At 42.3% G+C, this 23987-nt stretch carries 18 protein-coding genes; 8 read left to right on the top strand and 10 right to left on the bottom strand.

What is annotated here, in order from left to right; genetic code table 11:
- Nucleotides 1–123 precede the first annotated feature (123 nt).
- Nucleotides 124–1236 carry a T3SS effector HopA1 family protein gene (locus V7K48_RS30360; protein ID WP_335078302.1) on the top strand — a complete coding sequence of 371 codons (1113 nt, stop codon included), beginning with the start codon at nucleotides 124–126 and terminating at the stop codon, nucleotides 1234–1236.
- A gap of 172 nt (nucleotides 1237–1408) precedes the next feature.
- On the opposite strand, the gene xth is transcribed toward V7K48_RS30360, so the two are convergent.
- Nucleotides 1409–2191: an exodeoxyribonuclease III gene (xth, locus tag V7K48_RS30355; RefSeq protein ID WP_335078300.1), complete on the bottom strand. Its 783-nt coding sequence runs from the start codon at nucleotides 2189–2191 to the stop codon at nucleotides 1409–1411.
- A 458-nt stretch (nucleotides 2192–2649) separates the two neighbouring features.
- Between xth and V7K48_RS30350 the strand changes: the two genes are divergently transcribed.
- The 3 genes from V7K48_RS30350 to V7K48_RS30340 all read left to right on the top strand — a co-directional run bounded on the left by V7K48_RS30350 (nucleotide 2650) and on the right by V7K48_RS30340 (nucleotide 5102).
- Nucleotides 2650–3720, top strand: a complete 1071-nt coding sequence (locus V7K48_RS30350) for a glycosyltransferase family 4 protein (RefSeq protein ID WP_335078298.1) — start codon at nucleotides 2650–2652, stop codon at nucleotides 3718–3720.
- 56 nt (nucleotides 3721–3776) lie between these two features.
- A complete protein-coding gene (locus V7K48_RS30345; protein WP_334970049.1) occupies nucleotides 3777–3962 on the top strand; it encodes a hypothetical protein in 186 nt (61 codons plus the stop codon).
- A gap of 117 nt (nucleotides 3963–4079) precedes the next feature.
- Entirely contained in the window at nucleotides 4080–5102 is a 1023-nt protein-coding gene (locus V7K48_RS30340) for a zinc-dependent alcohol dehydrogenase (protein ID WP_335078400.1), read from the top strand.
- A 396-nt stretch (nucleotides 5103–5498) separates the two neighbouring features.
- Here V7K48_RS30340 and V7K48_RS30335 read toward each other — a convergent pair whose 3' ends face one another.
- A complete protein-coding gene (locus V7K48_RS30335; RefSeq protein ID WP_335078296.1) occupies nucleotides 5499–5957 on the bottom strand; it encodes a BON domain-containing protein in 459 nt (152 codons plus the stop codon).
- A 479-nt stretch (nucleotides 5958–6436) separates the two neighbouring features.
- Here V7K48_RS30335 and V7K48_RS30330 point away from each other — a divergent pair, with 479 nt between their 5' ends.
- Nucleotides 6437–7357: a ribonuclease D gene (locus V7K48_RS30330; RefSeq protein ID WP_335078294.1), complete on the top strand. Its 921-nt coding sequence runs from the start codon at nucleotides 6437–6439 to the stop codon at nucleotides 7355–7357.
- A gap of 193 nt (nucleotides 7358–7550) precedes the next feature.
- Here V7K48_RS30330 and V7K48_RS30325 read toward each other — a convergent pair whose 3' ends face one another.
- Together V7K48_RS30325 and V7K48_RS30320 are read right to left on the bottom strand one after the other, a co-directional pair.
- On the bottom strand, nucleotides 7551–8867 hold the full coding sequence (locus V7K48_RS30325) for a recombinase family protein (RefSeq protein ID WP_335078292.1): 1317 nt from the start codon (nucleotides 8865–8867) through the stop codon (nucleotides 7551–7553).
- Between the two features lie 92 nt (nucleotides 8868–8959).
- Nucleotides 8960–9319, bottom strand: a complete 360-nt coding sequence (locus V7K48_RS30320; RefSeq protein ID WP_273765083.1) for a VOC family protein — start codon at nucleotides 9317–9319, stop codon at nucleotides 8960–8962.
- Between the two features lie 138 nt (nucleotides 9320–9457).
- Between V7K48_RS30320 and V7K48_RS30315 the strand changes: the two genes are divergently transcribed.
- Entirely contained in the window at nucleotides 9458–9913 is a 456-nt protein-coding gene (locus V7K48_RS30315; RefSeq protein ID WP_335078398.1) for a hypothetical protein, read from the top strand.
- Between the two features lie 887 nt (nucleotides 9914–10800).
- Here the strand turns inward: V7K48_RS30315 and V7K48_RS30310 are convergent.
- Nucleotides 10801–11163, bottom strand: coding sequence for a hypothetical protein (locus tag V7K48_RS30310; protein WP_335078290.1), 363 nt, complete (start codon nucleotides 11161–11163; stop codon nucleotides 10801–10803).
- Nucleotides 11164–11491: 328 nt separating this feature from the next.
- Between V7K48_RS30310 and V7K48_RS30305 the strand changes: the two genes are divergently transcribed.
- The gene (locus V7K48_RS30305) at nucleotides 11492–11647 is read left to right on the top strand and encodes a hypothetical protein (RefSeq protein WP_335078288.1); all 156 of its coding nucleotides are present in this window, start codon (nucleotides 11492–11494) and stop codon (nucleotides 11645–11647) included.
- Nucleotides 11648–11665: 18 nt separating this feature from the next.
- Nucleotides 11666–12556: a 23S rRNA (adenine(2030)-N(6))-methyltransferase RlmJ gene (rlmJ, locus tag V7K48_RS30300; protein WP_335078286.1), complete on the top strand. Its 891-nt coding sequence runs from the start codon at nucleotides 11666–11668 to the stop codon at nucleotides 12554–12556.
- 134 nt (nucleotides 12557–12690) lie between these two features.
- Here the strand turns inward: rlmJ and V7K48_RS30295 are convergent, their stop codons facing one another.
- The 5 genes from V7K48_RS30295 to V7K48_RS30275 all read right to left on the bottom strand — a co-directional run bounded on the left by V7K48_RS30295 (nucleotide 12691) and on the right by V7K48_RS30275 (nucleotide 23521).
- Entirely contained in the window at nucleotides 12691–14256 is a 1566-nt protein-coding gene (locus V7K48_RS30295) for a hydantoinase B/oxoprolinase family protein (protein WP_335078284.1), read from the bottom strand.
- Nucleotides 14257–14324: 68 nt separating this feature from the next.
- On the bottom strand, nucleotides 14325–14771 hold the full coding sequence (locus V7K48_RS30290) for a GNAT family N-acetyltransferase (protein WP_335078282.1): 447 nt from the start codon (nucleotides 14769–14771) through the stop codon (nucleotides 14325–14327).
- Nucleotides 14772–14781: 10 nt separating this feature from the next.
- On the bottom strand, nucleotides 14782–16941 hold the full coding sequence (locus V7K48_RS30285) for a hydantoinase/oxoprolinase family protein (protein ID WP_335078280.1): 2160 nt from the start codon (nucleotides 16939–16941) through the stop codon (nucleotides 14782–14784).
- A gap of 190 nt (nucleotides 16942–17131) precedes the next feature.
- Entirely contained in the window at nucleotides 17132–20539 is a 3408-nt protein-coding gene (locus tag V7K48_RS30280) for a leucine-rich repeat domain-containing protein (protein ID WP_335078277.1), read from the bottom strand.
- 180 nt (nucleotides 20540–20719) lie between these two features.
- Nucleotides 20720–23521, bottom strand: coding sequence for an ATP-binding protein (locus V7K48_RS30275; protein WP_335078275.1), 2802 nt, complete (start codon nucleotides 23519–23521; stop codon nucleotides 20720–20722).
- Nucleotides 23522–23987: the final 466 nt, after the last annotated feature.

The following is a 23987-nucleotide window of genomic DNA, read 5'->3' as shown; positions in this document are numbered from 1 at the left end:
ACATTAAATTAGACATTTTGAATGGTTCTGCATGTTATTTAGCCTATCATAAATATCAGATAATTTTTGCCGCAGAGTGGTTTCATAATTTTGGATTTTAAAGTTTTAGTTCTGAATGGATTAATGCTAAATTACTCTATCAATCAACCGCTAACTTCTCTATTCGATATTGCTAAGAATATCCAGATTGAGTCAAATTTTTGTATTTACCATCCCAATTATCAACCCTTTGCTCTGCCGACTAAAATAGCCGATAGATTTCAGCAAAATTCCGTAGATTTACAACATAAGTATCTCACTCTACTGCTGCGAAACTATCTCTATGGAATCTATTACAATGGCTCTCTGCAAAGTACTTTAGCTGTCAATACTGATAGTACTAATCACCCACCAAAGCATAATTTAGTAGATAATTCCATTTTGGAGATTGATTGGAACTTTTACGAGCAATTACACGAGTGTAATCACGGCATAGGTTACTTTGACCCTCGATGGCAGGTGTTGCGGAAAGAACCTGATGGGACTATGGCGGTGACTAAAGGCGGTTTAACACTTTATGTTGAGCCAAACTGCCATCTAGAATCCAGCAAGAAATCTACCAAAGTGGGTGACATGGTAGCAATCTGGATGCCCAAAAATCGACTGCAAAATGGCTGTTACTTGGCAGTTAGTAATGTCGGACAGGAACGGCAAAGCAACCCTGATGCTGATTTGGGAGCAGGGCGAATTTACTTTAACTTTACGGCATCTGGTGCGATCGCTCTCATGGGAAGCCTGACACTGCAATTGAATGCAGCCTCGATTCCTTTTAGCTTTCAGGTTCTTCACAATCCCTGTGCATACGGACGCTATGATTCGGGGCTACTCTACTTTGAACTCCCCGACTATCCAGCAATTCGCACAATCCTTCAAGCTATTTATCCAGAAAATCAATCCTATTTCCAGCCTGAAATTCCCTTGTTTACAAAATTTTTAGCACCAGGGTTAGGTTTAGCCGAGGAACCAACCCAAAAATTTGCTGCACAAGAAAGTTTTGGGATGAACCGTTGCCAAATTGTCGCTAATGCTTTATTGGAAGCTTGGCAAAAAGGTAAGAATGCGATGGAGGAGCGGATGAGGGTTATTGACCAACACTTTACACACCATACAATCGACTTGCAGCGTCCTTATCTTAATCCCAGTTCTAAGGATATATATTACCCGCTCTCTAAAACTGACCTAAATCTATCATCGTAGTGGGAATAAGACAACAAAAGATTCATGAATGAGTCTTTGATACTCGTGAACAAGCATAAAAACTCTACTCTTTTTGCTTAATGCCCCATACTTCTCTTCTTAGGCTGCGCCTTAAGCGAAGCTATGCCGCAGGCTTTACGGCAACGCTCAGTACAAGTACTCAATGGCCCATTCAAAATTCAACAATCACTGGCGTATGGTCGCTGGGTTGGGTTAATTTTCTGGGTGCGACATCGATGATACAACTTTTAGCACGCTCATACAGAATAGGTGTGAGATAGTGATGGTCAATCCGCCAACCTAAGTTGCGACGGAAGGCGGCGGCGCGATAATCCCACCAGCTATAATTTCCACCTTCTGTGGTGAATTTGCGAAAAGCATCAGCAAATCCTAGTGTCAGAATATCCCGTAAGGCTTGGCGCTCTGTATTTGTTGCCATAATATGATTTTCTGTACTCACTTGCTCGTGAATATCCTTATCTTCCAGGGCGATGTTGAAGTCTCCGCATACACAAATTGCAGGTTGTGACAGCACGAGCAATCGCAAATACTCGCGTAGCGCTGTCAACCAGCGCAGTTTGTATTCATATTTCTCAGTTCCTACTGCTGCGCCATTGGGAACATATAAGTTTACAATCCGAACACCATCAATTACACCTGTAATCACCCGCTTTTGCTCATCCCATTCGTGGTGTAAATCTGGCAAAATCGCCCTAAACCCGCTAGTTACGTCTAGGAGTGGCTGGCGGCTAATCAGAGCTACGCCGTTATAAGATTTTTGTCCTGATATATAAAGGTTATAGCCTAACTGCTCAAAAGGCGATCGCGGAAACTCGGCATCCACAACTTTGGTTTCTTGCAAGCAGAGAACATCAACGGGATTCAGGGTTAACCAGTCGGTAACCTGTTCGAGGCGAGTGCGAATTGAGTTGACGTTCCAAGTAGCGATTTTCATTAGTTAGTTATCAGAGTTTTTACAAATTACCAATTACAAATTATGTAATTTTTGTACAATTATTTAACATTTATAATTTCTGTTCTATTTCCCAATTACGTATAAACTAAGCTTTAATGACTTGATCCCATTAAATATTTTAGTGTTGTCAGCTACAAAATATTCATTTTTGTAAGTTCTGCTACAAAATATTCTACTTCATTATGATTCCGAAGACAGATGCAACAATCAACTGATTGCCTCTAGGCTAGAAGTGTAGCTCAGAGTTGACTTTTGCCGATAGTCTTTACGATTTGTCTGCAGAAAATTTGCGGTACGGTTAATCGTTATTACGCTTTTGGTAACCTGTTAGGTTAATTTAAATGTCAAAAGAGTAAGTACAAATGCTCTGTTCTCATACAATAATGATTCAACTCATTATATTGAGAGCAATTTCAGAGACTGAACCGAAAAAACTTATGAAAATCGCTCAAGTCGCCCCCTTATGGGAAAGGGTTCCACCTCCTAATTATGGAGGAATAGAACTGGTAGTGAGTCGCTTGACCGATGAACTTGTTCGTCGTGGTCATGAGGTAACTTTGTTTGCCTCTGGTGATTCTGAAACTTTGGCTCATTTAGAAGCAGTTTATCCGTGTGCATTGCGCTTAGACCCAAATGTCAAAGAGTATGCAGTGTACGAAATGCTGGAACTGAGCCAAGTTTACCAAGGTGCTGCCCAATTCGATATTATCCATTCTCATTTAGGGATTTCGGCATTACCTTTAGCGAGTTTGATAACAGTAACTTCTACAGTGCACACCCTGCACGGTAATTTTACAAAGGACAACCGTCAAGCATTTAGTTACCACCAAAAGCAACCATACGTCAGCATTAGTAACTCGCAGCGTCAAATCGATCTCAATTATATTGGCACGGTTTATAACGGAATTGAGCTAGCAGATTATCCATTTGTAGCCCAACCGTCAGAACCTCCATATTTGGCATTTTTAGGTCGTTTTTCGCCAGAAAAAGGGCCACAACATGCGATCGCTATTGCCAAGCAGACTGGTTGGCGCTTGAAGATGGCAGGAAAGGTAGATTTAGTAGACTCCAAGTTTTTTGAACAAGAGATTGCCCCCCTCATAGATGGTCAGCAAATCGAATATCTAGGCGAAATTAACCACGCCGAAAAGGCTGAACTTCTGGGCAATGCTGCTATAACTCTTTTTCCCATTAGCTGGCAAGAACCTTTTGGCTTAGTAATGATTGAATCAATGGCAACGGGTACACCAGTAATTGCCATGAATTTAGGCTCTGTACCTGAGGTAATTGCCCACGATAAAACAGGTTTTATCTGCAAAAGCTATGCAGAAATGGCGGCAATTATTCCACTAACTTTGGAACTCAATCGTGAAACCTGTCGAAAATATGTGGAAAACAACTTTGGTGTTAGCCAAATGGTTAACGGATACGAAGCTGTTTACAGACAAATTATTAAAGACCGCATAGAATCGAATGGCCGCATTCATGCAGCTAAAATCCAGTTTTAATGAATTACTTTTTTTATCCAGCTTAAACAATAACTTTTTTCAAGGAGGACATTAGGATGAGTACAAGAGCCAACACCTGTCCATGCTGCGGTGGTTCCCTCCTGCGTCATGCCCGTCATGGTGAACTATATTGGTTTTGCCTGTCGTGCCGACAAGAAGTACCGCTATTAACTGTTACTCGCTTGCCAAATGTGGAAACCCGGAACACTGGAGTGGTTCCTCAGCCAGCTGTGAATTCCTAGTTTTACGGCATTTTAGATTAATAAAAGCCTACTAAAAATCAAAACTGATTTAGTTTAAACCTATCAAATAGCTTCAACTGATAAAATTGAATGGAGCTAATTGATAGGTTTAAAGCTTTGTTAGCAGCGTTACTGTATGGTCAAAAAGATTTACGCCTAGAGGAGGTTGCTAACCCCACTCCGGCGGCTGGCGAAGTTGTGATCCAAGTGGGGGTAGCAACAACTTGTGGTACGGATTTGAAAGTCTGGCGCCGTGGTGGTCATGCCAAAATGCTGATACCGCCGACGCTGTTTGGTCACGAAGCTGCTGGGCGAATTATTGCCTTGGGAGCAGGTGTTACTGGTTGGCAAGTGGGCGATCGCATCGTCGCTAATAATTCTGCCCCATGCATAAATTGCTTTTTTTGTCAACGTCAAGAGTATTCATTATGTCCAAATCTGACCTGGAATAATGGGACTTTTGCAGAATATCTGAAAATTCCCGCACCGATAGTAAAGCATAATTTGTTGCAGATTCCTGATGAGTTGCCGTGGGAATTGGCAGCGATGACAGAACCCTTAGCTTGTGTGTTGCATGGTGTAGCCCGCTCTAACGTCAAAGCCAAAGATCAAGTAGTTGTCTTAGGAGATGGGGCGATCGGGCTGATGTTTGTGGCGGCGTTGAGTGGGAAAGCTGAGGTGTTACTGTGGGGAGGTAATAACCACAGGCTAGAAATTGGTCACAAATTGGGTGCAACTCAGACCTTTAATTATCATCAAATCCCGGATATTCCCAGTGTGGTGAAAGAACTCACCCAAGGATGGGGTGCAGATGTAGTGATTGAAGCAACTGGTGTACCAAGTGTTTGGGAAACTGCGATCGCCTGCGCCCGTCCTGGTGCAACAGTCAACTTATTCGGTGGATGTCCACGAGATACTAGCATTAGCGTGAATACAGAACAGCTACACTACAGTGAACTTACTATTAAAGGCGTGTTTCATAATACACCAGAATATGTGCGGGAGGCGCTTGCACTGATTGCTAGTCGCAATATTCCCTTTGAGTTACTTATTAGTGAGCAGCGGCCATTAAAAGATTTAGAACAGGTGTTTTATGAGATGAAGGCGCGTCAAGTTATTAAGGTAGCAATGATTCCTTAGTTTTTTGTTGGATACAGCAGATGATCTGGGTCTAGCCAAACTATGTATAGGATTCCTATTTTCTCTGTGTTCTCTGCGCCTAATAAGGTTAAATAAATTATTTTTCAACCGCAGAGGCGCAGAGAGCGCAGAGAGGAAAGCAGAGATTTTATGAGTCACCTTGAAAGGGTTAACTATTCACTGTCAACTAATAATTACAGGAGGTAATTAAACATTAAAGTTAAATGCATAAAACGTGGTCAAAATATTGAATAAAGAAGTTTTATCTTGCCAATTCCTCACCCTTATTTAAGCAAAAAAAACAGGGTTTACACAGACGTAAATCCTGTTTATGTTTTATGATGATGTCAGCTGATTTAGCTAGTCTACCGTTAACTGAGAGCTTTAGTTATTCTTTTATGGCTTTTTGCCAGCTTCAACTTTTGCTTCCACCTTTACCGTCTTCACACCTTGAACTTCTTTAGCCAAGGTTTCAGCTTTCTGGAGTTCTTCTTGAGAACTTGCTGTGCCTTTGAGGATAATTTCACTCTCTTTGTTTTCAACTTGTAACTTATTGCCTGGTAAGCCTTTGTTTAACTTTTTGCTAACTTCAGTTTTTAAGTCACTCTTAGCTTTTGTTGCTGCCGTTTTTTCAGAATCGGTTTTAACTTTAGTGTTTGTGCTGGCTGCTAAAGGAGTCGTTTCTTTTCCTGGAATTTTGGCAGTTTGAGTTGTCTGAGAAGCTGGTTTTGCAGGTGCTTGAGCGGCTTCATTAGAAGTGCTAGGAGTTTCCGAACCAGTTTCCCTTGCCTCTTGACAGCCAAAAGTACCAACTACCAAAATACTACTAACTAGTAATGGAATTAGCTTTTTCATTATCTATCTCCGAATTGAGTATTTGAAGCGATTAATTGAGGTGTGTGTCATGGTGAGGAGCAGATGTTAAAAAGCAATTAAAGCTGAAGTAGCAAAAGTGCCCAAGTAAGTTCTCAGGTTACTGAAAATTGGAACTTGGACAATTTCTTGAGGCTAAGATTTTGCAGCCAGTTTTGAAAAGCGCCAATTCAATTTTCCTGACGGCTGCTAACCAATATAGTGCATACAGTCGTGGCTCCGTGTCAATATTAACGTAGATGCTAAGGAGCTTTTTTGAGGGTAGACTATGCAACCTGACAGTGGTGACTCGATGTTATCAGATTTGAGTCAGTTTGGCGATGTCTATGACGGGCGTAGCTGCGACAATTTAAAACTTCAGCGTTTTTGCAATATTGTACCAGCAAAATTACCAACAAAATGTTACTTTAGAAAACTATGGCTTACTTAATAATGCCCTAAATATCAGGAAATATTGGCCAATGCCGTACCTTACTTCCGTCTGCGAAATTCGTGCCATTGTTGCTGAATATACCAATGCTAAAACGCTGTGGATAGATACAGAAGTAGCAGACTATAAAAGTCGTAATCCCCGACTATCGCTGATTCAGGTATTAGATAATCCTAAAGATATGAGTGGCGATCGCGTCTACCTTTTAGATGTGCTAGATCAATCTAATATTGTAGCTGAATTTATTCAAGAAATCATGATAAATTCTGCCATTGAAAAAGTTTTTCACCAGGCTAGTTATGATCTAAAATTTCTCGGTAACAAGAAAGCCAAAAATATTACTTGCACTTTGGAAATGGCAAAAAAAATTCCCTACTATCTCTTGCCATTACCAAATTACCAACTCAAAACCATAGCTATGGCACTTTGTAGCTTTAACAATATTGATAAACAAGAACAAAAAAGCGATTGGGGAAAACGTCCCCTGACTGAAGAACAGATAGAGTATGCTTACCTAGACTGTATTTATCTTGCTCAAATCCACTCAAATCTGTTAGGATTACAAGCCCAAGCCAGCCCCGACCCCGCAACGGAAGACTTAATATCACTAAATACCAGATACTTGCAACTTGAGCAACAATGGAAGTTGTTGAATTCAGAATTTGAGCATTTGCAAGAACGCATAAAAAAAGCCATGCAGGCTCAGAATATATCAGAAACTTCTGATTACAAGCTGACTAGTTATGAGCGCACTACAGTCAAAGCTACTTTTATAGAATTGGCAAGGCTAGCACAAACCCAAGATATTAATTTAGATTTTCCAATCACACTAACTCAGAAACTCCAAAAAGATTTAGGGCAAAATCTGGAATATCTGTCTGTAGATATTGACAAAACCACCTCTTGGCGGCTAACTCCTAAAACTCAAGAGAGTGAAACTGAGGATGAGTAAATTGTTCACATGTCGTAGTGAACATTGCTCATTGGTGTCAACTTAACGGTAAAACCCCTTTAAAACCTCGTTAAGAGCCTCTGGCTATGCTGTTTATTGGGTTGTTGCGAGTAAGGTAGGCGGAGCCTCAATGAGGGGTATCCCAGTCGGAGACTCTTAACGAGAATAGAATCTTACTGCGTGGTTTACTTATTTAAAAAATAAAAATAACTTGTAGTTTTAATTCTTTATTCTGAAGAGTAATCTCAATTTGCCTGATGAATTCTCGAAAGTAAAATCGTCGTTCTGTTTCTGACAAATCTAACCAAAATTGTGGAATGGAAACAGCTTGAGCAACAGAACGCAAGTTAACTGGAGGAAGAGTCGCTAACTTTGCTTCGAGTGCAGAAATTTCTGTGCGGAGTTTGTAAGCCCTTAACTTTGCTGTTTCAACATCTAAAATTCCAGTTTCAATTAAAGCGGGTAACTGAGCAAGTATTTCTTGCTGACGAGCGATCGCTTGCCCTAAACTATTTTTGACTGCATCCAACTGAGGAAAATTCATCCCCGCTACAGCTAAGGGTAAGTCACGGCAAACCGTTTCAATTGTATGTTCTAAAACATCTTGGTAAGGAATAGCCTTACACTTGGGACGTTGAGGACAGTTAGTAGAACGTAAATAAAGATACTCCTTATCTTGATTGCGTTGGGTGACACGAGTAACTGTCATGTGTGACTGACACTCAGCACAGACTACTAACCCAGCTAAAGAACGCGGCGCACTAGCAGTTCGGGATGGTAAACGGCTGTTACGGCGTAAAAGTCGGTCAACTTGAGCTGCTTCTGACTTAGAAATTATCGGAATATGGGTATCGGAGATAATTTCACCATTTTGGTAAGCTGTATTGCCGCGATAAACAGGATTAGTCAGCCAGCGTCTTCCTGTGGTAACAGAGATTTTTTTGGCGTATTTTTTCGCCAAGTAACGAACTGAACCCCGCAAGGAACCATAGAGTAAAAAGTGTTCAAAAAAATCTTTGACTACTGGTGAAGTACTGCGGTCAATGGTATATTTTCCCTTACCTCTGCGATAGCCGTAGGGAACTTTGCCCGGTGGCGGTGCAACATCGAGACGATTACGGGCGTGTCCTTCACGGATGCGACGACTACGTTGTCGACGTTGGATTGCGTGTAGCAAATTCAGCAAGTCAGCGCCCAGAGGGTAATTTTCGGAAGTGTAGGGCTGTTCTGTGGCGATGATCGCTACTCCCATTGCTTCGAGTTGATTCAAGCGATCGCTAATTTCCTCTACAGTATCCCCTAATTCTTCCAACCGACGAATCAAGAGATAATCTGCTCCTTCAGTTTGGCAATCAGTAAATAATTGTTGTAATTGCGTTCGCGCAGCGTGTCCGCAGGACTCTGGCTTGCCCAAATCTTCATAAACCCGATCCACCTCCCATCCCCAATCGGCTTGATCGGGAGCAGATTCTAATAGCGGATTGGTATAAGAGTAAGCAATGATTTTCATTTGTCATTTGTCATTGGTCATTGGTCATTAGGACAAAACAAGGTAGAGACTTTTTCAATAATTCTCCCTTGTCCCCCACTCCCCACTCCCTCTCATTGCTGACTCAACTCAATAATATTTCCATCAGGGTCTTGAGTGAATAAGGCAGCGCGACCGGAAGCGCTGGCTTGAATTGGATAGTTATGATTGAGGAATTGCTGTTTGGCAGCATCTAAGTCAGTTACTGAGAAGGCGACGTGGGGATTGCGTCCCCATTTTTCGTTTGGGTTTTCGGTGGGGACAGTGGTTGCGACTATCAGGTGAATTTGATAGTTGCCGACTTGATACCATGCACCAGCGTATTTCAGGGAACGATCTATTTTAGATAATCCCAATACTTTGCCATAAAAGTGTTCGGAGCGTTCTAAGTCAGTGACAAGAATTGCTGTATGGAGACTTTGGGTAATCTGCATTATCAGTAAGTGCGATCGCGTTTATCTAAATTTTGACGTAGTTTGAACTTTTGCGGGAAGCAGGGAAGCAGGGGAGAATAATAATAACCAATGCCTCATGCCAATGCCCAATAACAAACTAAAAAATGAGGATAAATGATGGATGCTCAATTAAGTCATACGGAAATGAATGCTGCACGGGAGATTTTACAAGATTACGATCCTGCACAGCACGCATTGAATCACTTGGAAAAACACAATGGCAAAGTTGAAACCGCTTTTGAGGATTTGTGGATTGAGAAAAATGGGCAACCGTTGATGCAGCAAAGTAAATCACTTTGGCAAGTAACACTAAAAGTATTGCGTGAAGAACTTTGTGGCGATGATGGTTTTCGTGGTCAACTTAAAGATTACACAAAAAATCCAGGGAGTTCGCCCTTGCTGACAGGGTTGATTATCTCCCTTGTTGGTGTAGCGACGGCACACGGTTTGCCAATTGATCCAGCGATCGCAACTGTTATTGTTTTATATATCCTCAAAATCGGCTTGAATATTTTTTGCGAATACACCGAACCATCTATTGGCAATTCTGCAATTCTAGCACCAGGAAACTGATGCGATACCTTGCAAATCATTGCCCTGGATGCTTTGTGTATGGCATATATTTTGACCTCTCTCCAAACCTCTCTCCTAAAAGGCTATCCATTACCCGCATCTTTCTTAACAATCAAACAAGATACTTAATAAAAGTGTGAAAGGCTAGTTAATGATCGCACTTATCGGAATTTATCACCATCTACATAATTATTTTATTTTGTCAAGCCACACAAGAATATCATTTTCTATAACCTTTATCTTGTCTGCTTTTCAGCCATGTTAAGAAAGATCCGGGTAATAAATAGTTTACAAGGGGAGGGTTAGGGAGGGGTGATTCAAGGATTTTTGCAAGAGGTCTAATATTCTAGTTTCATGTTCCCATCTCAAAGCTTCGAGATAAGAGCTAGACCTTCCGAGTTCTGAGCCAATACGCTTGGGTTAAGGATAATTGTAGGTTGGGTTGAGCGACAGCGAAACCCAACAAAACTTGATCATGTTGGGTTACCCTGCGGGATCTTGCTACGTTCCTCAACCCAATCTACAATATCAGGCGATGGCGTAGCCCAGAGCAGGCATCGCACTTTTGATCTCAATGTCTGAGCCGTCCCCCGTTACCAAGGCTACCGTGTATATACAGTCGAATTACCCCCCTTAATCCCCCCTTATAAAGGGGGGAAATAAGAAATCTTGTAATTCCCCCTTATAAAGGGGGGAAATAACAAATCTTGTAATTCCCCCTTATAAAAGCGGAAAATAAGAAATCTTGTTCCCTCCCCTTCACAAGGGGAGGGTTAGGGTGGGGTAAAACTGACGCAAAAAACCAGGTGAGTAACCTATTTCAGACTTGTGTATACACCGTAGCTTACCAAGGCAGGATTACGGGAGGTTAAAACGATCTCAAATTCTTACGAATGATTTAGGACTGCTATATAAGCAACAGATACCTCGAAGTCATGTTGAAGTACTTGAAAATCGTGTTGAGGTACTCCGAAGTCATGTTGAAGTACTCCAAAATCGTGTTGAGGTACTCCGAAGTCATGTTGAAGTACTCCAAAATCGTGTTGAAGTACTTGAAAGTCGTCTTGAGGTACTCCGAAGTCATGTTGAAGTACTTGAAAGTCGTGTTGAGGTACTCCAAAATCGTGTTGAGGTACTTGAAAGTCGTGTTGAGGTACTCCGAAGTCGTGTTGGAGTACTTCAAACTTTGTCGTACCACGATCAAGTACACAAGTGCGTAGGCGTAGCCCGCCGTAGGCATCGCTGATCATAGATCTGCAAATAAATGGGTTTGTGTGATTGTCGTTCTAATAAAATTTTCATTTTGGCGCACTCGTTAATGACTGAATAATCATCAATACTGGCAATATAAACTATTTTTACCAAGTTTACCTAGTACAGTTGCGAGATTCTTTACTATACCAGTTGGGATGGCGCTGAACTGCACTAGATAAAATCTGCCAAAACTGTACCTTCTCAGTTGAAAATTATTACGTGAAAGTAAAAGTAATAGCTTACTGTTGATCAGGCGCTTTCACTATGAATAAATTTAATTTTTTGTTAAATTTACGAAAATATTGGCAACATTTTGTCATATGGATGACTAGTAGTTCTGACCTGCAAGTGTGGCAGGAATCTGATCGGCGTGGTCACATTTCTTGTTGGCACGCCTACGATCCAATCACAGGACGCTCGGCTTGTTTTGGTTCTGAAGAAGAAATGCGAATTTGGATTGATAAGTGTTATTACAGATAAAATCTTTTGCAAATCAATATGACAAATAGACACTTCGGAAGAATCGGTGACATTTGGAAACATTTGCCATTAGCTGAAATTCTGAGAGTTGAAAAGCCATTTTCGTACTGGGAATCTCATGCTGGTTCTGCATTGTACACCCTCACACATTCTCTTGAAAGGGATTATGGAGTGTTTTATTTCATAGAGCATACAACCGAATCTCCAACGCTTGAAGCGTCGGTATACAAGCATATTCTTAACACTTACCAACAAAATGGACAATTATCTAGCTACCCAGGTTCGCCGCTGATTGCATTAAAACTTTTGCATGAAAACAAATCTAAATTTTTGTTTTGTGATATAGATAATAAAAGCTTGAAGAATATTCAAGAAGTAGCGGATGTTGAAGGGGCATCAAAAGTTGTTGAGGTGATTCACGCAGACGGAATTCATACATTAGCAGAAAAAGCAGCGAAGTTGTCAGTACAAGATGCTTCAAGCACATTTGTACATATTGATCCTTTCCGTCCATTTATACGGTCTGCTAACGGACTGCATTCAATAGACTTATTTAGCCAATTGAGTCAGCAAGGTTTAAAAGTCTTGTATTGGTATGGTTATGATTCCTATCAATACAGAGACACTTTAATCAATGAAATAAAGTTCTCTTTTACAAAATATAAAGTGAGTTTAATAGAAACACGAATTTGGTGTGGTGACGTAAGTTTAGCTGCAATAGATGATCCAATCTTCGATGAACATCCAGGAGTGTTAAGGTGTGGAATTGTTGCCAGTAATCTCAGCGAAGTTTCAGTAGAGAATTGTCAGCAACTTGGAAAAGAGTTAGTTGCTATATATGAAAATGCACTTTTTCCAAGTGGGAGTAGTGGCGCTTTACGATATCAAGCAATTACATTTGAGAAGTAGAGTTTCAGCAATTTTCACATATGTGGAATACAAATCATTATAAAGCATCTTCAAAGTACAGCCAGTTGCCAAGTTATTTGAAAATCCTACAAAATCAAGGCGTCTGCTTTTTAATTCAGCGGAAATTACTGGTACTAGGAGGCTTTACCAAATCCGCCTCCTCCAGGAGTTTCTATCACAAAAACATCCCCAGCTTTCATCTCTACTGTTGCTGTGCTGTCTAAATTCTCTTCAATTCCATTCTGACGTTGTATCCAGTTGCGTCCAACAATTCCGGCTTCCCCACCATTTAATCCAAAGGGAGGGACAACCCGATGACTAGAGAGAATATTAGCTGTCATGGGTTCTAAGAAACGGATGCGGCGGACAACTCCATTACCACCGGAATATTTTCCTTTACCACCGCTATCGGCACGAAGACTAAAGCTTTCTAAAAGTACAGGATAACGGGTTTCTAAAACTTCTGGATCAGTCAACCGGGAGTTAGTCATGTGAGAATGAACACCATCAGTTCCATCAAAATCAATTCCTGCCCCAGAGCCGCCGCAGATAGTTTCATAATATTGATATTGCTCATTACCAAAAGTAAAATTATTCATTGTTCCTTGAGAAGCAGCCATGACACCCAAAGCGCCATATAAAGCATCAACAATGGTTTGAGAAGTTTCTACATTACCTGCTACTACTGCTGCTGGATAAATTGGATTCAGCATACAGCCGACCGGGATAATAATTTCTAGAGGGTTAAGACAACCGGCATTAAGAGGAATATTATCATCAACCAAAGTCCGAAAGACATATAAGACTGCTGCTTGAGTTACAGCTTTAGGAGCATTGAAATTACTATTTAGTTGACTAGATGTACCAGTAAAATCAATGGTAGCACTGCGATTTTGTTGATGAATCGTAACTTTTGTTTGAATTATTGCTCCATTATCCATTTCATAAATAAATGAGCCATGCTTGAGAAGATTGATAGCCTTTCTCACCGACTCCTCAGCATTAGCTTGCACAAAATTCATATAAGCTTGAACTGTCCCAAGTCCGTATTGATCCACCATTTTACACAGTTCTTGAACTCCCCTTTCATTGGCGGCAATTTGTGCTTTCAAATCAGCTATATTTTGGTCAGGGTTACGAGCAGGATAAGTATGATTTGAGAGGTGTTGTCTTACTGTTGATTCTCGAAAATTTCCCTCTTCAACCAAGAGAAAATTATCAAAAAGAATTCCTTCCTCTTCAACTGTGGTACTATGGGGAGGCATTGAACCGGGAGTAATTCCACCGATATCTGCTTGGTGTCCACGAGAAGCGACGTAGAATAGGGGAGTAGGGGATGCAGAATTTTCTCCACTTTCTAGAAAAACAGGGGTAATTGCAGTTACGTCAGGAAGATGTGTACCGCCGTTATAGGGATTATTTGATAAATAGACATTTCCCGGTTTTAGGGTGTCACCTTTATCATGAATTAAACTCCGGACACTTTCACTCATTGAGCCTAAATGTACAGGAATATGGGGGGCATTAGCAACTAATAATCCAGAAGAGTCAAAAATAGCGCAGGAGAAATCCAACCTTTCTTTGATATTTACAGACGTTGCTGTGTTTTGGAGAACAATCCCCATTTGTTCGGCAATAAATTGATAGAGGTTTTTGAATATTTCTAAGCGGACGGGATCGGGTTGAGATGTTGTGTACATTTTTAACTCCTAAAAAATTTGTAGTAATCGCTTAAACACTTCAATATTTACTACTTAACTATCGCTGTCTACTTGGGCGAAAGCGATATGTGCAAAATTTCGCCTATTGTAGAGAACCCAGCGCAGATGTAAATTCGCATTTCCTCTTGATGTGCCGCCATCAGAAACGCCACCGTAACACCTGCGTCGAAAGCTTCTCGCACTAACCGGGTTGTTAAGGCTGCTGCTATGCCGCGTCGGCGAAAAGCAACACGCACACCGATACCAGCGATTTCTGTCGTCTGATTTCCCAGTACGGAACACACTCCTGCCCCCACAGGTTCGCCTGTTGCGGCAACACAAGCAAGTACAGCGATTCCGCCTGCTGCTAGGCTATTGCCAAGACGTTTACCATCTTCGGGGGTTGGTGCAGACTCTTCGTAAGCCTTTGCACCGTAACTGTAGCAAGCATCTGGTTTGTTGTAAAACCGTACCGTGTTTAGCTTAGTGTAGTGAGGGTGAGTATTTTCCAGCACAACAGCCAGTTTATAGACGTTCTAAAATCAGATGATTACATTCAGTTGATCTGGCGTTCCAGTTAGGTTCAACTACAATTGTGCTAATTTTTTCTACAATAATTGCAGGCCCATTAATCCTATCTTCTGGTTGTAAATCTTCCCGCCGATAAACAGGAGTATCATACCATCTATCAGTACTAAACATCCTTACTGTTTCAACAGATGCAGGAGCTTCATCTAAAGGGCGAGTCCGAATAATTACAGGTTCTTCGGGAGTCTCCATCTTCTGAATTACTTCCACTGAGGCGGATTCAACAATTAAGGTTTTCTCTAATTGAATGAAACCATAACGAGATTTATGTTCAGCTTCAAATTGTTGCCGCATCACTGCTACTTCATCAGTAAAATTAACGGACAATGTAGAGTTAGTCCCCTCATATTTTAAGTTGACTTTGCGGACTACTTCTGCCTGGATATTATCTTCATTTATTTCACTTTTAGCTTGAGTTTCTAAATATTCTATTAACTGGTATAATTTAGAGATTAATCCTTGGGTTAAAGGTTGTTCTACTCCCCCTTCTCTAATTGCCCGGACATCAGCTAATCCCATTCCATAAGCAGAAAGAACACCAGCATAAGGGTGAAGAAATATTTTTTTCATCCCCAAAGTATCAGCAATTAAACAAGCAACTTGACCGCCTGCACCGCCAAAACAACAAAGCACATATTGACTGACATCATAACCCCGTTGTAGACTGATTTTTTTAATTGCGTTCGCCATGTTTTCCACTGCGATCGCTATAAATCCAGCCGCTACTTGTTCAGGAGTACAATGATTTAATGTCGCAGCTTGAATGTCTTGGGCTAATTGTGTAAATTGCTGAATGACAGTATCTTTATCTAGAGGTAAATTGCCATCAATTCCAAAAACTGAGGGAAAATATTGCGGGTGGATTTTGCCTAACATCACGTTGGCATCAGTAACCGCTAATGGCCCACCACGTCGGTAACAAGCAGGCCCAGGATTCGAGCCAGCAGATTTAGGACTGACACGATAACTAGAACCATCAAAAAATAGAATTGAACCGCCTCCAGCAGCAATAGTATTAATTGCTAATACGGGAACTCGCATCCGCGCCCCAGCAATTTCTGAATCTAGTTGTCGTTCATACTCTCCTTTGAAGTGGGCAACATCTGTACTTGTTCCTCCCATATCAAAGGTAATAACTAACTCGAAACCTGCCCTTTTACTAGTTTGAACTGCGCCGACAATACCGCCAGCCGGGCCACTCAAAATACTATCTTTGCCTTGAAATTGTTGGGCTGCGACTAAACCTCCATCAGATTTCATGAACATTAATTTAATCAGAGAGTGGGGAGTAGGGAGTGGGGAGTGGTTATTTTCCCTATTCCCTATTCCCCATTCCCCATTCCCCATTCTTAACTGACTCGCTATTTGGTTGACATAGCGACGGAGAATAGGAGTCAAATAAGCATCTACTACTGTTGTATCCCCTCGGCTAACCAACTTCATTAACGGACTAACTTGATGGGATGCGGATATCTGTATAAAGCCGATTTCTTGGGCAAGTTGGGCTATTTGTTGTTCGTGGGCAGGATAGCGATCGCTGTGCATAAAAACAATAGCACAACTCCGAATTCCTGTGTTGTAAACTGCTTGTAAGTCCTTTTTGACTTGTTGAACATTGATCGGAATTAATTCATTTCCATGAGCATCATAACGTTCATCAATCTCTATCACCTGTTCATAAAGCATAGTTGGTAAAATGATATTACGGGCAAAGATGTTAGGACGGTTTTGGTAGCCAATTCGCAACGCATCTTTAAACCCTTTGGTGATCAGAAGAACAACCCTGTCTCCTTTCCTTTCTAACAGCGCATTTGTTGCTACTGTTGTCCCCATTTTTATCACTTCTATTGCTTCACTAGGAATAGGTTCGTTGCCGGAAATACCCATAATATCCCGTATACCTTGGATGGCTGCATCTTGGTATTGTTCGGGATTTTCTGAAAGCAGTTTGTAAACTATAATCCATTGCCGATTAGGCAGAGTCACAATTAAAAAACGTTCAGGATATCTTGAGAGTCTATCTATAATTGCCTGATTATTAGTAACGGCAACAATATCTGTGAATGTACCACCACGGTCAGCAAAAACCTTCAACATTACTCTGTTTCCTGTATAATCATGAAAAATTAGCCCAAATTAAACTAATGCTTGCTCTACTTGGTCTTTAATTTCATGACAATTATGCCATGCAAAAAGTTTGTAAAAAACTTGGTTTTCGGATCGAACGCACAGATGATTCAGGTGTAGTCAAAGCCCAAATCGACATCAAAAAAGTTCATCCCCAAAATTAATACTCATCTACAAATTGAGGATGAACCCACAAAAATTCACGGCGTTTGTTTTGCACCCGCACCAGACCGCCGAAACTAGGGTCTTTTCCTTTCAGAAGGGCGTGTAATTCTCGTAAGATAGAGCCTTGGGCGCGGATTGCATCGCCTTCCAAAAAGAAAGATTCACTCTTCGACTGCCCAGCAAAAGCGATATCGCCTCCTTTCAAGAAAGACTCGGTAGTTTTCTGTCCCAGTTCGAGTTGTTCTTCAATGCCTTTGTATGCGGTATCATCAAGTATCAACTTGGTTGCAGAAGCTGCGACAGGTAAGATTAGGCTGAGAGTTGTTGTCAACAGTTTGAGAAAGGGGGCTACTTTGGTGAACCACTCGCGGGGCAAATCTAATTCATAGACTCCTTTCTTTTGATCGTCGGGATTTAAGGCTGGAAGTGGTAGACGGGCGTGTTCGCACCAGAGGGTGAGTTGAAACTTGGCCCTGAGCCATTTGCGACTATCAAAAAATTTCGGATCTACGGGCTTAAAGCTGAACAGGCGCGGCCCGTCTTTGGCTTCATCGGTGAGCATCTGCATCAGTACTGCAAACTGCTGATCGACCTGGCTTAAAATGGTGCGTTGCTTCTGAGACAATGACTGAAAGCGTGCTTGATCTCGACGATCTAAGATAACCAAATCTTTGCGGATGATGTTTAGCTCGTCTTTTACAATGTATCGGAACTGCTCAATACCAATTTCTTGGGATGGGGGTTGAGCAGTCGGTGCGTTATTCAGCAGTCGATCTATGTTTTGCCATTCACCACACCCGGAAATGGGACATGGGAACTCATCACGATTTTTCTTTTTGCTTTCAATTAGTTTCTGTACCTCAAACAGTCCGTTTCCAGGCGCATTCATGCTGCAAGGTGCAATGCAGGGAACCATCACATTACAACGCAACCCTTCCCAGAAATTCTCGACTAGCCATTTAATCTCTTCGGTGAGATAGGACAGGAACCGTTCAGGATAGGCTGCCCGCACTGTGATTTTTACATCAGTGCCAACATACTCCAGCAATGCTCGACCATTATAGTCATTGTCAAGCATTAAGCCCCGTTGCCAGTGAATGCTGTCTTCGTAATTAGCCCGTCCAAGTGAGTATTTGTGCAAGCGGACAATCAACTGGTAAAACAACCCTTCTGCCACTGCAAACTGTCCGCGACTGTCCACAATGCGGCAGATTTGCACTTGTTGTCTATCTCCTGCTTCTGGTTGCTCTCCCCAATTGGGCAATGGCTCCGGGCGTGTATCAGGAACGAGTTGAGCAATCAGGCTGGTATTGCTAGTTTCTGACGGATCAAACACCACTTTGTAGGACAGATCAAAGCGTTCCATCAATCGCAGAAAGATTGGATGCAATTTTAAGGGGTAGCCTTCTTCGCCTTCAAATGGCGGATGGCTCCACAACTGGCTAAGATACTCAAATTCCACCAAACCATTGCGTTTGCGTGTCATTCCATCATCCAGCACAAAGCTGATCGCCTTTGCCAGCCAGTCGGGTTTAAGGATGACGATATCGCGTAGTGTTGGGTCGTAATGATAATGGATGAAATGCCCCAGTGTATGGGAAATGCGAAGGAACAGTTCTGCTTGCTCCTTATCGATTCCCTGTTCAGCGCAGATGGCAATGACATCATCGTAGGGGAGATAGGCTTTGTCACTTGCCTGCAAAATTTCCCGCACCTGCTGCCACTTTGCTGGAACGGAACGCCCCATTTCGGGAAGAGATGCAGCGACATGAGCGATCGCTTCTTTCAATTCTGCAAGCCCAGTGCAATGCGTTGTATCTTTGTTGGGTTTGCTGTCTACATGGAAGAAATCGATTACTGTATCTTTGCCAAATTGATCCAAAAGTTCTTGTCTGTCAATGTCCGGTTGTCGCTGTCCGGGTCCACCGTGCGTTGCAACCACCAGCACCTTTGCCTCCGGTTCCCGATTCTTGATCAGCGTAATCCACTCTTTGACAAAGCCCTGCTGGGGGCCTTCCCGTGGTTTCCAGATCACCAGATATACGGCAGGCGCACTGAAAAACAACTGGTGCGTTGGTCGATAAACCCGTTGACCGCCAAAATCCCAACCATTCAACGTGATTTCTGTGCCACTGTCAGGATCAGTGACGATTACAGGCTTAATCTCAATTCCATGAGTCGTGGAGCGGTCATCTTCCCATTCATCCCCTCGCAATGCACCCAACAGACAACTCTTATCAACCTCACCCTCACCAATTAGAATCAGCTTGGCTTCGTTCAGCACAATCTGCGCTTCTACCTTTGCCCGAAGATATGCCATAACAGCGTCGAGTCCCTGCTCATATGCTGCCGCTAGTTCAGGGTTCAAGGGGTTTTCGTCAAGATTAAGTTCAACTAGTTGAGCAAGTTGAGTAAAACTGTGAGGCAGTGATGTCAGATTATTCCCATAAACCTGTTCAGCAAACGACGCATTAGAAGAAATCTGCTTTCCTCCTAAGCAAAGTTTTATTAACTGTGTTAAATTACCGAATTCATTAGGAAGCTGCTCAATTTTATTGTGGATCACATAAAGTTCTCTCAATTTTTGCAAGCTCGTAATTACGTTCGGAAACGAGACAAATTCATTTACAGAAAGTGACAGTACAGTTAGTTTCGTTAAATTTTTGGTTGATTCTGGCAGTTCCGTGAGTTGGTTAAAAAAGAGGTGAAGCTCTTGCAACTGAGTGAGAAAGCCGATCGCCTCTGGCAGTTCCGTCAGTTTGTTTTCGGAGAGGTTAAGCTGTTGCAACTGGGTTAGGGATGCGATCGCCTCTGGCAGTTCCGTTAGTTGGTTATTGGAGAGGTTAAGGTCTTGCAGCTGGGTCAAGGATGCGATCGCCTCTGGTAGTGCTGTCAGTTTGTTTTCGGAGAGGTTAAGGTCTTGCAACTGGGTTAGGGATGCGATCGCCTCTGGTAGTTGGGTCAGTTGGTTATTGAAGAGTTTAAGTGTTTGCAACTGGGTCAAGGATGCGATCGCCTCTGGCAGTTGGGTCAATTGATTGCCAGAGAGGTTAAGTTCTTGCAACTGAGTCAAGGATGCGATCGCTTCTGGCAGTTCGGTCAGTTGGTTATTGAAGAGTTTAAGTGTTTGCAACTGAGTTAGGGAAGCGATCGCTTCTGGCAGTTCGGTCAGTTGGTTGTCGCCGAGGTCAAGCACTTGCAACTGAGTCAGGGATGCGATCGCTTCTGGCAGTTCGGTCAGTTGGTTGTCGCCGAGGTCAAGCACTTGCAACTGAGTCAGGGATGCGATCGCCTCTGGTATCTCAGAGAGTTCCATATCGCTGAGATCAAGTTCTATTGCTCCCTCTCGCCGTGCCTTTTTAATCCGCTGCTCTGCTTTCCGATAAGCTTTATCTTGTGCCATGACCAAATCCTTTTTCTCACAATCAAAATCGGAGTAATAGCCAGACTTTTTCTGCGTAACAGGCTATACAGGTGGTTTAGCCAGAAAATCTCAGCCTAACATTCTAATAAACAGCAAGCAACGCCAAAGGTAAAAATTTTACTTTGTTAAAAATTTAACTACGTGAGATGATGTTGACAATTAAATAGTTTGCTGGTTTAGCGGAATTACAATTACAAATTCTGTACCTTGTCCAGGAGCAGAAATACATTGTAATTTTCCCTGATGTTTTTGGGTGATAATCTGATAACTAATAGATAAACCTAACCCAGTACCTTTACCAACTGGTTTAGTAGTAAAGAATGGTTCAAACAATTGTTTTTGTACGTTTTCTGGAATACCTAAACCATTATCACCAATGCGAATAACTACTTGCTTTTCAATGGTGAGTTTAGTATGAATCCGAATTTGTCCTCTATCTTGTACAAGTGACAGATGACTAATGACTAATGACTCTTCAATTGCATCGATCGCATTTGCCAGAAGATTCATAAATACTTGATTGAGTTGTCCAGCGTAACATTCTACTAATGGTAGGTCGCCGTACTCTTTAATGACCTCAATTGCTAGAGAGTCAGATTTAGCCTTGAGGCGATGTTCCAGAATCATCAATGTACTATCGATACCATTATGGATATTTACAGCTTTCATCTCTGCTTCATCCAAGCGGGAAAAGTTTCGTAGAGATAGGACGATTTCTGTGATTCTTTCAGCACCAACTGTCATAGAAGTTAGCAAGTTTGGCAAGTCTGCCATCACGAAATTTAAGTCGATGGCTTCTGTTTCTTCTTGAATTTCGGTGACTGGATTAGGATAGTTTTGCTGGTATAATTGCAACAAACTAAGTAAATCTTGGATATATTGATTGGCAAAAGTGATATTGCCATAAATAAAGTTAACTGGGTTATTGATTTCGTGCGCTACACCTGCTACTAACTGCCCTAAGCTGGACATTTTTTCACTGTGTACCAGTTGAGATGCTAGGTGCTTTGCCTCTTGGCGCAATTGTGCTTCTGAGTGTCGCAAAATCTCTTCTGCTTGTTTGCGCTGGGTAATGTCGTGGAGAATGACAACATACTCCTGAAAATCCTGATGGGGTCGGTCTGAGATCGAAACTTCCAGGATTTGGTTTTTCCCATTGCAGAGTAAGGTTTGTTCGCTGCGTTTTGTCCACTGGTCTGGATAGTAGACTAATGCGGGTAGCCATTTGTTGAGATGATCTCCCAGCAACTCAGATGGGTTGACACCAAAGAAAGATTCAGTGGCAGGGTTAGCCTGTCGGATAATGCCTCGATCATCCACAACTAAAATACCATCTTGGGCGACGGTAAAGAGGTGTTCGGCAGCTTCTCGGGCTTCTGCGATCGCCACCACTTGCGGTAAAGTTGTCCAACAGGCGATCGCTACTCCCACAAATGCCACACTCATTAGCAGCACCACAAATAGATTTTCACCCGCCGCATTTGCAACTTTGTTAAGTTTGACACCAAATAACCAGCCAACTCCCAATGCACTGCACAGTAAAAAAATCAGGATACTCACCTGGAGAACTACTGAGTCCTTGATAATTACCACAGGGCGCGTGCGATATCGTCGCATCCACCAACCGGGATGGAATGGAGGAAAGACCACGCGGCGAATCACTGCATCTATTCCCATGACACCAATAGGAAATAATAGCCCAATGAGCAAGTTGAGCCAACCCCAGGCAAATCCACCCACCAACAGCACCACAACTTCTAACAGCAGAATGCCCAGAGATATGCGAGGGAACAAAACTTCCGGGCGATCGCGCCTCAGCCAAAGCCCCAAATGGAATAACATAAAGGAGACAAACCAACCGATGTTACCAACAGCCACGATTCGCGCTACATCTCCCCAAATCAGATAGATCAAACACAACACCAATGTCAATGTCAATGCTGGGACAAACACACCCCGACGTGATACAACGGAAAATACTGGTGAGAGATGGTTATCTAAGGCCAGCTGATACAAAATTCGAGGGCAATTAGAAACGACCGTTGCCGAACCTAAAAGACTTGCAGCTACTAGCAAAAAGGAAACACTTATAGCCGCTGATTTTCCCCAAAAGGGCTGAGAAGCCGCCACAAGATTCAGAAAAGCATTGTCTTTAAGGCTTGGATCTGTTGCTAACCGCATCATTACCCAAGACCCCCCTAAAAAGATGGGTGGCATCATCCAAGCTGCAAAATCTAGAAAGCGCAGCGTCTGGGTGGGTTGGCGGCTATCAGCAACAAAGGAAGAAGCCGTTTCACAGCTGTAGGTTGCATAGGTGACGAAAAAGAACCACTTAGCCCAATCCACGAAGCCCAAAGATGACCAATTGCTAGGAAAAAACCCAGGACTATCACCAGAGAACGCTAACCAGCCAAGACCCTGCACACAGAAGGTGATTAGCAATCCAAAGGCTGGAATTACAAAAAACAAATGTAAAATACTCAGGGCGCGAGTCCCACTAAACGCCACGATAAACGGCAACAGTGTAAAGCCAATATCCAAAAATCTTTCTGGACAGGTAATACTCAGTGCCTCCAAATTCACTTTAATTAAATCTCTGAGGACGATCGTATTAACTGCTAAGTAGGAAACCCAGTTGAGGAGGTATCCAATTGCGGCATAGCGAGCTAGTCCGGAGTAGTTTTGCAGCAGCTTAGTAGCATAGTTAGGTGTTCCTCCAGCCACATTCCTAAAATGCATACCCAAGCGTTTTACCTGATAGTTGAGCAGCATTCCAAAAATCACCGCAGGTATCCAGACAAAAATAGCTTGGGAACCGAGAGCATCATGAATTGCTGGAACTAATGCTGTCCAGGAAATATGAGCTGTCAAACCAAAGCCCCAACTTTCAACAGCACTCAGACTTCTAGTCAAGCGAGGGTAAGAAGATTGGCCCAAAGTGGCATGAGCAGGATGGGACATGATTGGCAGTGCAGGGTGGGATACTGTAATTGAGCTTATTAGCTAGAGTTCCCATCTTCTAAATGTTCTGAACAGAGACTTTTAGCCCAAAGTTATGGTTAGATGTCACAATAGATCAACAATGAAGGTGGAAGTGGGAATGTCACTCCTGGCTACTGGTTCATCCAAAAGTTGGTTTGACCAGACGTCGTAGACATCGCACCTGGAACTGCTTCTCCTGAATGATGTGAAGGATGAACTTGAATGGCGAGTGAAATTGTTTCAGTAGGGGAGTTGTAAAGAGTGATCGTGGCTCGAAATGAGATAAATCACCTTGAGAGAGTGATCGCTCCTGATTCTTGGATGAAGCAAAGAAGAGAAAGTGCGATAACATTGATTTAGTTAGTCGTCGAATTCAGGAGCGATCGTAGCTACACCGCTCAACATAAACAAAGCCTTGCTGCAAGAAGCGCTGGTACTTGATGAC

The organism is Nostoc sp. (genome assembly GCF_036919615.1).
Taxonomy (GTDB): Bacteria; Cyanobacteriota; Cyanobacteriia; order Cyanobacteriales; family Nostocaceae; genus Nostoc.
Note: the sequence above shows the minus strand (reverse complement) of the source record. Positions and strands in the feature narration are given on the sequence as shown.

Excerpts from the sequence above, each read along its gene's own strand:
- V7K48_RS30360 (WP_335078302.1), top strand. The coding sequence starts at position 124 with ATGCTAAATTACTCTATCAATCAACCGCTAACTTCTCTATTCGATATT.
- xth (WP_335078300.1), bottom strand. The coding sequence starts at position 2,191 with ATGAAAATCGCTACTTGGAACGTCAACTCAATTCGCACTCGCCTCGAA.
- V7K48_RS30350 (WP_335078298.1), top strand. The coding sequence starts at position 2,650 with ATGAAAATCGCTCAAGTCGCCCCCTTATGGGAAAGGGTTCCACCTCCT.
- V7K48_RS30345 (WP_334970049.1), top strand. The coding sequence starts at position 3,777 with ATGAGTACAAGAGCCAACACCTGTCCATGCTGCGGTGGTTCCCTCCTG.
- V7K48_RS30335 (WP_335078296.1), bottom strand. The coding sequence starts at position 5,957 with ATGAAAAAGCTAATTCCATTACTAGTTAGTAGTATTTTGGTAGTTGGT.
- V7K48_RS30330 (WP_335078294.1), top strand. The coding sequence starts at position 6,437 with ATGCCGTACCTTACTTCCGTCTGCGAAATTCGTGCCATTGTTGCTGAA.
- V7K48_RS30325 (WP_335078292.1), bottom strand. The coding sequence starts at position 8,867 with ATGAAAATCATTGCTTACTCTTATACCAATCCGCTATTAGAATCTGCT.
- V7K48_RS30320 (WP_273765083.1), bottom strand. The coding sequence starts at position 9,319 with ATGCAGATTACCCAAAGTCTCCATACAGCAATTCTTGTCACTGACTTA.
- V7K48_RS30315 (WP_335078398.1), top strand. The coding sequence starts at position 9,458 with ATGGATGCTCAATTAAGTCATACGGAAATGAATGCTGCACGGGAGATT.
- V7K48_RS30310 (WP_335078290.1), bottom strand. The coding sequence starts at position 11,163 with ATGATCAGCGATGCCTACGGCGGGCTACGCCTACGCACTTGTGTACTT.
- V7K48_RS30305 (WP_335078288.1), top strand. The coding sequence starts at position 11,492 with ATGACTAGTAGTTCTGACCTGCAAGTGTGGCAGGAATCTGATCGGCGT.
- rlmJ (WP_335078286.1), top strand. The coding sequence starts at position 11,666 with ATGACAAATAGACACTTCGGAAGAATCGGTGACATTTGGAAACATTTG.
- V7K48_RS30295 (WP_335078284.1), bottom strand. The coding sequence starts at position 14,256 with ATGTACACAACATCTCAACCCGATCCCGTCCGCTTAGAAATATTCAAA.
- V7K48_RS30285 (WP_335078280.1), bottom strand. The coding sequence starts at position 16,941 with ATGTTGAAGGTTTTTGCTGACCGTGGTGGTACATTCACAGATATTGTT.
- V7K48_RS30280 (WP_335078277.1), bottom strand. The coding sequence starts at position 20,539 with ATGGCACAAGATAAAGCTTATCGGAAAGCAGAGCAGCGGATTAAAAAG.
- V7K48_RS30275 (WP_335078275.1), bottom strand. The coding sequence starts at position 23,521 with ATGTCCCATCCTGCTCATGCCACTTTGGGCCAATCTTCTTACCCTCGC.